Source organism: Pseudomonas viridiflava (assembly GCF_001642795.1).
Classification (GTDB): Bacteria; Pseudomonadota; Gammaproteobacteria; order Pseudomonadales; family Pseudomonadaceae; genus Aquipseudomonas; species Aquipseudomonas viridiflava.
Window position 1 is genome coordinate 359,835 of the sequence record NZ_LKEH01000017.1, and the last position, 7,734, is coordinate 367,568.

Annotated in this window: 7 protein-coding genes; all 7 read left to right on the forward strand. The window is 61.3% G+C overall.

Annotated elements, in window-relative coordinates; translation table 11 throughout:
• Positions 1-85 precede the first annotated feature (85 nt).
• The 7 genes from AO065_RS02720 (at position 86) to AO065_RS02750 (ending at position 7,424) form a co-directional block, all read left to right on the forward strand.
• A complete protein-coding gene (locus AO065_RS02720) occupies positions 86-1,240 on the forward strand; it encodes a mandelate racemase family protein (RefSeq protein ID WP_004881926.1) in 1,155 nt (384 codons plus the stop codon).
• 92 nt (positions 1,241-1,332) lie between these two features.
• On the forward strand, positions 1,333-2,955 hold the full coding sequence (locus AO065_RS02725; RefSeq protein ID WP_004881925.1) for an ABC transporter substrate-binding protein: 1,623 nt from the start codon (positions 1,333-1,335) through the stop codon (positions 2,953-2,955).
• A gap of 41 nt (positions 2,956-2,996) precedes the next feature.
• On the forward strand, positions 2,997-4,034 hold the full coding sequence (locus AO065_RS02730) for an ABC transporter permease (RefSeq protein ID WP_004881924.1): 1,038 nt from the start codon (positions 2,997-2,999) through the stop codon (positions 4,032-4,034).
• Positions 4,034-4,939: an ABC transporter permease gene (locus AO065_RS02735; RefSeq protein ID WP_004881923.1), complete on the forward strand. Its 906-nt coding sequence runs from the start codon at positions 4,034-4,036 to the stop codon at positions 4,937-4,939. The genes AO065_RS02730 and AO065_RS02735 overlap by 1 nt, the downstream gene beginning before the upstream one ends.
• A 20-nt stretch (positions 4,940-4,959) precedes the next feature.
• Complete coding sequence (locus AO065_RS02740) at positions 4,960-5,799, forward strand: ABC transporter ATP-binding protein (RefSeq protein WP_004881922.1); 840 nt, start codon at positions 4,960-4,962, stop codon at positions 5,797-5,799.
• 10 nt (positions 5,800-5,809) lie between these two features.
• Positions 5,810-6,574 (forward strand): ABC transporter ATP-binding protein, encoded by a 765-nt coding sequence (locus AO065_RS02745; RefSeq protein WP_004881921.1) that lies wholly within the window; start codon positions 5,810-5,812, stop codon positions 6,572-6,574.
• Positions 6,575-6,701: 127 nt separating this feature from the next.
• Positions 6,702-7,424, forward strand: coding sequence for an oligogalacturonate-specific porin KdgM family protein (locus tag AO065_RS02750; RefSeq protein ID WP_004881920.1), 723 nt, complete (start codon positions 6,702-6,704; stop codon positions 7,422-7,424).
• Positions 7,425-7,734 lie beyond the last annotated feature (310 nt).

A 7,734-nucleotide genomic window follows, 5' to 3' on the forward strand; every position in this document is an offset into this window, starting at 1 on the left:
CTACAAAAGCACAAATACTCGGCCCAAAGTTGTATGACGACATACTAGAAATTTTCGAATAACTACAATAACTCTGAAGGCCCTCATGAACATCACTTCGGTCAGTGTCGACGTCTTTACCTTCCCCTCGCGACGCGCTGTAGACAGCGCAGGCCACGCCCATCCCGGCGAAGAAAAACCGGTCAGAATGGCCATGCTGCGTATCGCCTGTGACGACGGCAGCGAAGGCTTTTCCTTCGGCCCTCCCGAGCTGATCCGTCCCCACATCATCGAATCGTTCGTTAAGAAAGTGCTGGTCGGCCAGAACCCGATGAATCGGGAAAAGATCTGGCAGGAACTGGCGCACTGGCAACGCGGCAGCGCCAGCCAGTTCACCGACCGCGCACTGGCGCTGGTGGAGCAGGCACTGTGGGATCTGGCAGGACGTGTGCTGAAGCAACCGGTACACAAGCTGCTGGGCGGTTATCGCGACAAGGTGCTGGCGTACGGATCGACCATGTGCGGCGACGACCTGGCAGGCGGCCTTTCCACTCCGGACGAATACGGCCAGTTCGCCGAGAAGCTGGTCCAGCGTGGCTATAAAGGCATCAAGCTGCACACCTGGATGCCTCCGATCTCTTTCGCGCCCGATCCGCGCATGGACGTTCGGGCCTGCGCCGCCGTGCGCGAAGCGGTCGGCCCGGACATCGCCCTGATGCTTGATGGTTATCACTGGTACAGCCGCACCGACGCGCTGTACATCGGACGCGAACTGCAGAAGCTCGACTTTGCCTGGTTCGAAGAACCAATGATGGAAGATTCCGCCGAGTCCTATGCCTGGCTGGCGGCCAACCTGGACATTCCGGTGCTCGGCCCGGAAAGCATTTCCGGCAAATACCACAGCCGCGCCAGCTGGGTGGCCAATAAATCCTGCGACATCCTGCGTGCAGGCGTGGCCGGTGTGGGCGGAATCGGGCCATGCCTGAAAGTCGCGCATCTGGCCGAATCCTTTGGCATGGATTGCGAAGTACACGGCAACGGTGCCGCCAACCTGGCCGTGGTCGGCGCAATCAGCAACTGTCGCTGGTACGAACGCGGCCTGCTGCATCCGTTTCTCGATTACGATGACGTACCGGCGTACCTCAACACGTTGGTCGACCCAATGGACAAGGACGGCTTCGTACACCTTAGCGAGAAACCCGGGCTGGGTGAGGACATCAACTTCAGCTACATCGAGACCCATACCGTACAGCGCTACTGAAAAGCGGCGTAACGAGGGGGGCTCGAGGCGTCCCTTGCTAAAAGTGTTTCGACAAACAAGCGTCTGAATAACTATAAAAAAGGACCGCACCCATGAAGCTCTGGCCCAAGCGCCTGCCCTGGCTGCTTTGCTTCGCCATGACGGCGACACTCATGCAACCCCCGCCCGCCCTGGCGCGCGGTGAAACACCGGTGGATCAACTGGTGGTCGGCATGAGCATGATCAACCTGCTGTCACTCGATCCTGCCGGCGCCACCGGACTGGAAGTGGCCGAGGTCAATTCCAATGTCTACGACATGCTGCTGGAGCAGGACGCCGCCAGACCGGACCAGTTGATCCCGGCCCTGGCCGAGCGCTGGGAAATCAGTCCCGACCGTATGCGTCTGACCTTTCACCTGCGTACGGGCGTCACCTTTCATTCCGGCAACCCGCTGACCGCCCAGGACGTCGCCTGGTCGCTGCAACGTGTGGTGACGCTGAACAAGGCGCTGGCTTCGACCTGGAAAGCCTACGGCTACACCGCCAGCAATGTCGGTGAGTTGATGCGCGCCGAAGGCCCATCTACCTTCGTCCTCGACCTGCCCAAAGCCACCGACCCGATGCTGGTGCTCAATACGCTGGCGACCTCGCCGAGTGCCTTCATCATCGACCGCGTCACTGCCCTGCAGCACGCCAAGGGTGATGACCTGGGCGCAGGCTGGCTGACCACCAACACCGCCGGTTCCGGCGCCTTCAAGCTGGACATCTGGCGCGCCAACGACGTGATCCTGATGAGCCGCTTCGACCATTACTGGCGCGGTCCGGCCAAGATGCGCCGGGTGATCATGCGCAACATGACCGAGTCCCAGGCCCTGCGTCTGATGGTCGAGCGTGGTGATCTGGACGTGGCACGCGGCATGGCCGCCACCGACATCAAGGCGCTGACCCGCTCGGACGAGGTCACGGTGCAGACCATTCCGCGCGGCACGATCTATTACGTCGCCCTGAGCATGGAGCAGCCCCTGTTCAAGGACATTCGCGTGCGCCAGGCCATTCGCTCGCTGATCGACTATCAGGGCATCAACAATGTGGTCATGCCGCACTATGGCGTGATCAACCAGCGCCCGCTGCAACTGGGTCTGGCTGCCCGCCTCGACGATCCGGGCTACGCGCTGAATGTCGCGAAAGCCAAACGCCTGCTGGCCGAGGCCGGTTACCCGGATGGCTTCAGGATCACTATTCGCTCGCTGACCGATTCGCCCTTCATCAACATCGCCACCAGCCTGCAATCGACCCTCGCTCAGGCCGGCATTCACGCCAACATCATTACCGGCACCGGCAACCAGATCTACGGCGCGATGCGCGACCGGCGCTTCGACATTCTGGTCGGCCGTGGCGGCGGCGGTGCCGAACGTCATCCTCACTCAAGCCTGCGTGCATTGATCTACAACCCGGACAACCGTGAGGAAGCCAGGCTGAGCAACTTCCAGGGCTGGCGCACCTCGTTCTATGACGCCGAGATCAATCAACTGATCGAGCAGGCCGAGCGTGAACGCGATGCCGCGCAGCAACTGGCGGATTACCAGCGCATCCAGACCCTCTACGACCAGAAAGCCGGGCCGATCATGCCGGTCTCGCAGATGACGGACGAGGTGGTGATTCACGCCGACGTGCGCGAATACCTGGGGCACAGCGCCGCCACTACTCGCCTGCGTGACGTCTACAAGCAACGCTGAACACACGCGTTCAATCGCTCAAGCCAAGGCAGGAATACACCATGTCGAGTGCATCGATTTCATTTTGGAGCAGTCGGGTCGCCAACGGCACCCGTCGCAGCGGATCAGTGGCGGCGACCCTGTTCGGCCTGCTGTTGCTCACTTTCTTCATCGGCCGGGTCATGCCGCTGGACCCGGTACTGGCCATCGTCGGACCGGATGCAGACGCGGCCGCCTATGCCCAGGCCTATCAGGAACTGGGGCTGGACAAGCCACTGACCACCCAGTTCGTCATGTACCTGAAGGACCTGTTGCACGGTGATCTGGGCAAGGCGCTGCTGACCGGCCACCCGGTGATCGAAGACATCGCCAGGGTGTTCCCGGCCACGCTGGAACTGGCTACCCTAGCCATCCTGTTCGGCATGCTGATCGGCCTGCCACTGGGTGTATACGCCGCGACGCATCAGGGCCGCGCCGGTGATCACGTCGCGCGGGTCATTACCCTGTTCGGTTACTCAACACCGATCTTCTGGCTCGGCATGATGGCCTTTCTGGTGTTCTACGCCTGGTTGGGATGGGCAGGCGGTGTGGGACGCATCGGCCTGGCCTACGACGGCCTGATCGAAACCCGCACCGGCCTGTTGCTGATCGATACCGCACTGTCCGGCGACTGGGAGGCGTTTCGCAGTGCGCTGCGCCACATCCTGCTACCCGCAGTGATCCTGAGCTTCAACTCGGTGGCCTACATCAGTCGCATGACCCGCAGTTTCATGCTGGAACAGCTGTCGCAGGAATACATCATCACCGCCCGGGTAAAAGGCCTGTCGCAACGGCGCATCGTGTGGGGCCACGCGTTCCGCAACATTCGTGTGCAGTTGCTGACCATCGTCGCCCTCGCCTACGGCGGCCTGCTGGAAGGTGCGGTGCTGATCGAAACCGTCTTCGCCTGGCCCGGCTTCGGCCAGTACCTGACCAGCAGCCTGTTGCTGGGCGACATGAATGCAGTGATGGCCTGCGTGTTGTTGATCGGCCTTATCTTTGTGGTCCTGAACCAGATCAGTGACGCCCTCTACAAAGTCTTCGACCCGAGAACCCGCTGATGACGACTTCCATGACAAGCAGCGCCAAATCGACGTTTCAGGCCCCGACTTCAAGCCTTGCGGCCTTCGCCACCAGCAGCGCAAAGCTGATGCGCTTCCTGCTGCGCAACCCGATGACCCTGGCGGGGCTGATCGTGATCAGCACGCTGATGATCGTCGCCCTGTTCGCCCCCTGGATCGCGACGCACGATCCGCTCGCTCAGGACCTGTCCGCCGCCTTGCGCAGCCCTGGCGCGCAGAACTGGTTCGGCACTGACGAGTACGGCCGTGATGTGTTCAGCCGTCTGGTGTACGGCTCGCGCATCACGCTGTACATCGTGATGCTGGTCACCGTGATCGTCGGCCCCATCGGCCTGCTGATCGGCACGGTGTCGGGCTACTTCGGTGGCTGGGTCGACAGCCTGTTCATGCGCATCACCGATATTTTCATTTCGTTCCCGAGCCTGGTGCTGGCCCTGGCCTTCATCGCGGCACTGGGGCCGGGTCTGGAACATGCGGTGATTGCCATCGCTCTCACCGCCTGGCCGCCCATCGCACGTCTGGCGCGGGCCGAAACCCTGTCGCTGCGCAACGCCGATTTCGTGGTCGCCGTGAAGCTGCAAGGCGCCTCGTCGGTGCGGGTCATCGGCCGCCACATCATCCCGATGTGCCTGTCCTCGGTGATCATCCGCCTGACCATGAACATGGCCAGCATCATCCTCACCGCCGCTGCACTGGGCTTTCTCGGGCTGGGCGCTCAGGCACCGCTGCCGGAATGGGGCGCAATGATCTCCAGCGGTCGCCGCTACATGCTGGAAAGCTGGTGGCTGGTAGCAGCGCCCGGCGCGACCATCATGCTGGTCAGCCTGGCGTTCAACCTGCTTGGCGATGGCCTGCGCGATGTACTTGATCCACGCAGCGAATGACAATAACAAGGACGATAACCATGTCTCAGATAAAGCTTGCGGTAGAAGATTTGCGGGTCGAGTTCCACAACGCCGGCAAGACCACGGCGGCGGTTCGCGACGTGTCGTTCACGCTGGGCCGTGAAAAGCTGGCGATTGTCGGCGAGTCCGGCTCGGGCAAGTCCACGGTCGGGCGCAGCCTGTTGCGCCTGCACCCGGCCAGCGCACGGATCACGGCCAAAACCCTGCGCTTCGGTGACGTCAATCTGCTCGAATGCAGTGAAAAACAGATCCAGGGCATTCGCGGCCGACGCATGTCGATGATCATGCAGGACCCCAAATACTCGCTCAATCCGGTGATCAAGGTCGGCGAGCAGATTGCCGAGGCCTATCTGGCGCACCACAGGGTATCGCGCAAGGAAGCCCGCGAACGCACGCTGGACATGCTCGCCAAGGTGCACATCCGCGAACCGGCGCGGGTCTATGAGCTGTATCCGCACGAGGTGTCGGGCGGTATGGGACAACGGATCATGATCGCGATGATGGTCATCACCGATCCACAGGTGATCATCGCCGACGAACCGACCTCGGCGCTGGACGTGTCGGTACGCCGTCAGGTCCTCAATGTGCTCGAAGAACTGGTCAGTGAGCGGGATCTGGGGCTGATCTTCATCAGTCACGACCTGAACATGGTGCGGCATTTCTGTGACCGCGTGCTGGTGATGTATGCCGGACGCGTCGTGGAATCGCTCAAGGCCGATGAGCTGGATCAGGCCTGCCATCCCTACACACAGGGCCTGCTGGCCGCACTGCCCAGCCTTGATCGTCCGCGCGCCAGCCTGCCGGTATTGCAGCGCGATCCCCTCTGGCTCACTCACTGAGAACGCTCCCATGGCAATGATTGAAGTCAATTCACTGAACCTGAGCTTCGGCACGGGCACTGCTTTGAATCAGGTGCTGCGCGACGTCAACCTGCAGGTCGAGCAGGGCCAGTCCTTCGGACTGGTCGGCGAGTCGGGGTCGGGCAAGACCACTGTGCTGCGCTGTCTGGCCGGGCAGTATCACCATTGGACAGGTGCCTTGAGCGTGGCGGGCCAGCAGGTCGGTCGCAAGCTCGACGCCAGCCACTACCGCACCGTGCAGATGGTGTTCCAGGATCCCTACGCCTCGTTACACCCGCGTCACACCATTGACGCGGCCCTCAAGGAACCGCTGAGCATCCACAAGATCGATCAGCGTGACCGACGCGTCTGCGACGTGCTGAACCGCGTCGGCCTCAACGAGAGTTTCCGCTTTCGTTACCCGCATCAACTGTCCGGTGGCCAGCGTCAGCGAGTCGCGATTGCCAGAGCGCTGATTCTGGAGCCGCGCGTGTTGCTGCTGGACGAACCCACCTCGGCGCTCGACGTCTCGGTGCAGGCTGAAATCCTCAACCTGCTGGCGGACCTTCGTCAGCAGCAGGGCCTGACCTATCTGATGGTGACGCACGACCTGGGCGTGGTCGCGCACCTGTGCGACCGGGTTGCCGTCATGCAACTGGGTCAGGTCGTGGAGACGCTCGACAGCAGCCAGTTGAGCAACGATCAGGCGCAGCACGACTACTCACGACTGCTGATCCAGGCCAGTCGCGACATGGACGTACGCCCGAGCGGATGACCGCTGCAGGTCCGCATACCGCCAAACCCAGCTGACAGCGTGATCCCTGGCCGAACCGGCCATCGGGTCCGGCTGCCTGCGATTTGCCTCAAACACCTTTTTTTCTCACTCGAACAAGAATAAAAAAATGAAAAAATCAATCGCTTTGCTCTCCCTGGCCGCCCTGTTCCCAAGCGCATGGACCCATGCCGACAGCGCCTACATCAACTATCGCCACCAATACGCAGAAAGCACCCGCATGCACGCTGACCGGGTCAAGTTCGGCACACGGCTGGACAGCGGCTGGGGCTTTGAAGGTGAACTGAAGTACAAGACGGCGGGTGATCGCCAGGACGTTGCGTTCGACAACACCGTCGGCAACGGCCACGAACTGACGGTCAGTTATCAGCACAAGCTCAATGACAAATGGCTGCTGACCCCTTCCCTCGCACTGGAGAGCATCGAAAAATCCACCGCCTACAAGATGGGGCTCAAACTCGGTTACAAGGTTACCGATCAATTGACGCTATCCGGTCGCTACCGCTACGACTCAATCAAGCTGGACCGCGACAGGGTCAACCGCGACATGCCGGACAATGAAATGAACGATCAGTCCGTCAACCGCTACGACGTCTGGGTCAACTACGCCACCAAAGGCCCCTGGTCCTACGAGTACCAGTTCACCTACTTCGACGCCGACTACATCCGCTACGACAACGACAAGACGGACTATGAGCAGAACGCAGCCTTCAAATACAAATGGGACAAGAACTGGGTGCCGTTTTTCGAAGTCGGCGACATCAAGGTCAACTCCGAGGACGATAAGCGCCAGCTGAGATTGCGGGTGGGTGTGCAGTACAATTTTCTTTGAGGGTTGGCCGAGCACTGCCGCAGGTCGCCGGGACGCGGAGCGTCCCAAGAGGCATTCCCACGCTGGAGCGCTCATCGTTATACACAAGTCCGCACCAACACTGATCGTGCCCATCGCTCCGCGTGGGCATGCCGCCCGTGACGCTCCGCGTCACAGATGGCACAGATTGCGGATTCAGTGAGCCGAGCGCATGGCTCCAGTCACCTTTTCGCCGCTCGGCGACCTACTTTGAGGGGCCGAAGTAGGCAAAGCCCGCTGCTCCGGTTCCGGCCCCGGCTTCGCCGGGGTTCCTTCGTCCTGACACTGATTC

Bases quoted from the DNA above. Each gene is read 5' to 3' on its own strand.
- AO065_RS02720 (WP_004881926.1), top strand. From the start codon at position 86: ATGAACATCACTTCGGTCAGTGTCGACGTCTTTACCTTCCCCTCGCGA.
- AO065_RS02725 (WP_004881925.1), top strand. From the start codon at position 1,333: ATGAAGCTCTGGCCCAAGCGCCTGCCCTGGCTGCTTTGCTTCGCCATG.
- AO065_RS02730 (WP_004881924.1), top strand. From the start codon at position 2,997: ATGTCGAGTGCATCGATTTCATTTTGGAGCAGTCGGGTCGCCAACGGC.
- AO065_RS02735 (WP_004881923.1), top strand. From the start codon at position 4,034: ATGACGACTTCCATGACAAGCAGCGCCAAATCGACGTTTCAGGCCCCG.
- AO065_RS02740 (WP_004881922.1), top strand. From the start codon at position 4,960: ATGTCTCAGATAAAGCTTGCGGTAGAAGATTTGCGGGTCGAGTTCCAC.
- AO065_RS02745 (WP_004881921.1), top strand. From the start codon at position 5,810: ATGGCAATGATTGAAGTCAATTCACTGAACCTGAGCTTCGGCACGGGC.
- AO065_RS02750 (WP_004881920.1), top strand. From the start codon at position 6,702: ATGAAAAAATCAATCGCTTTGCTCTCCCTGGCCGCCCTGTTCCCAAGC.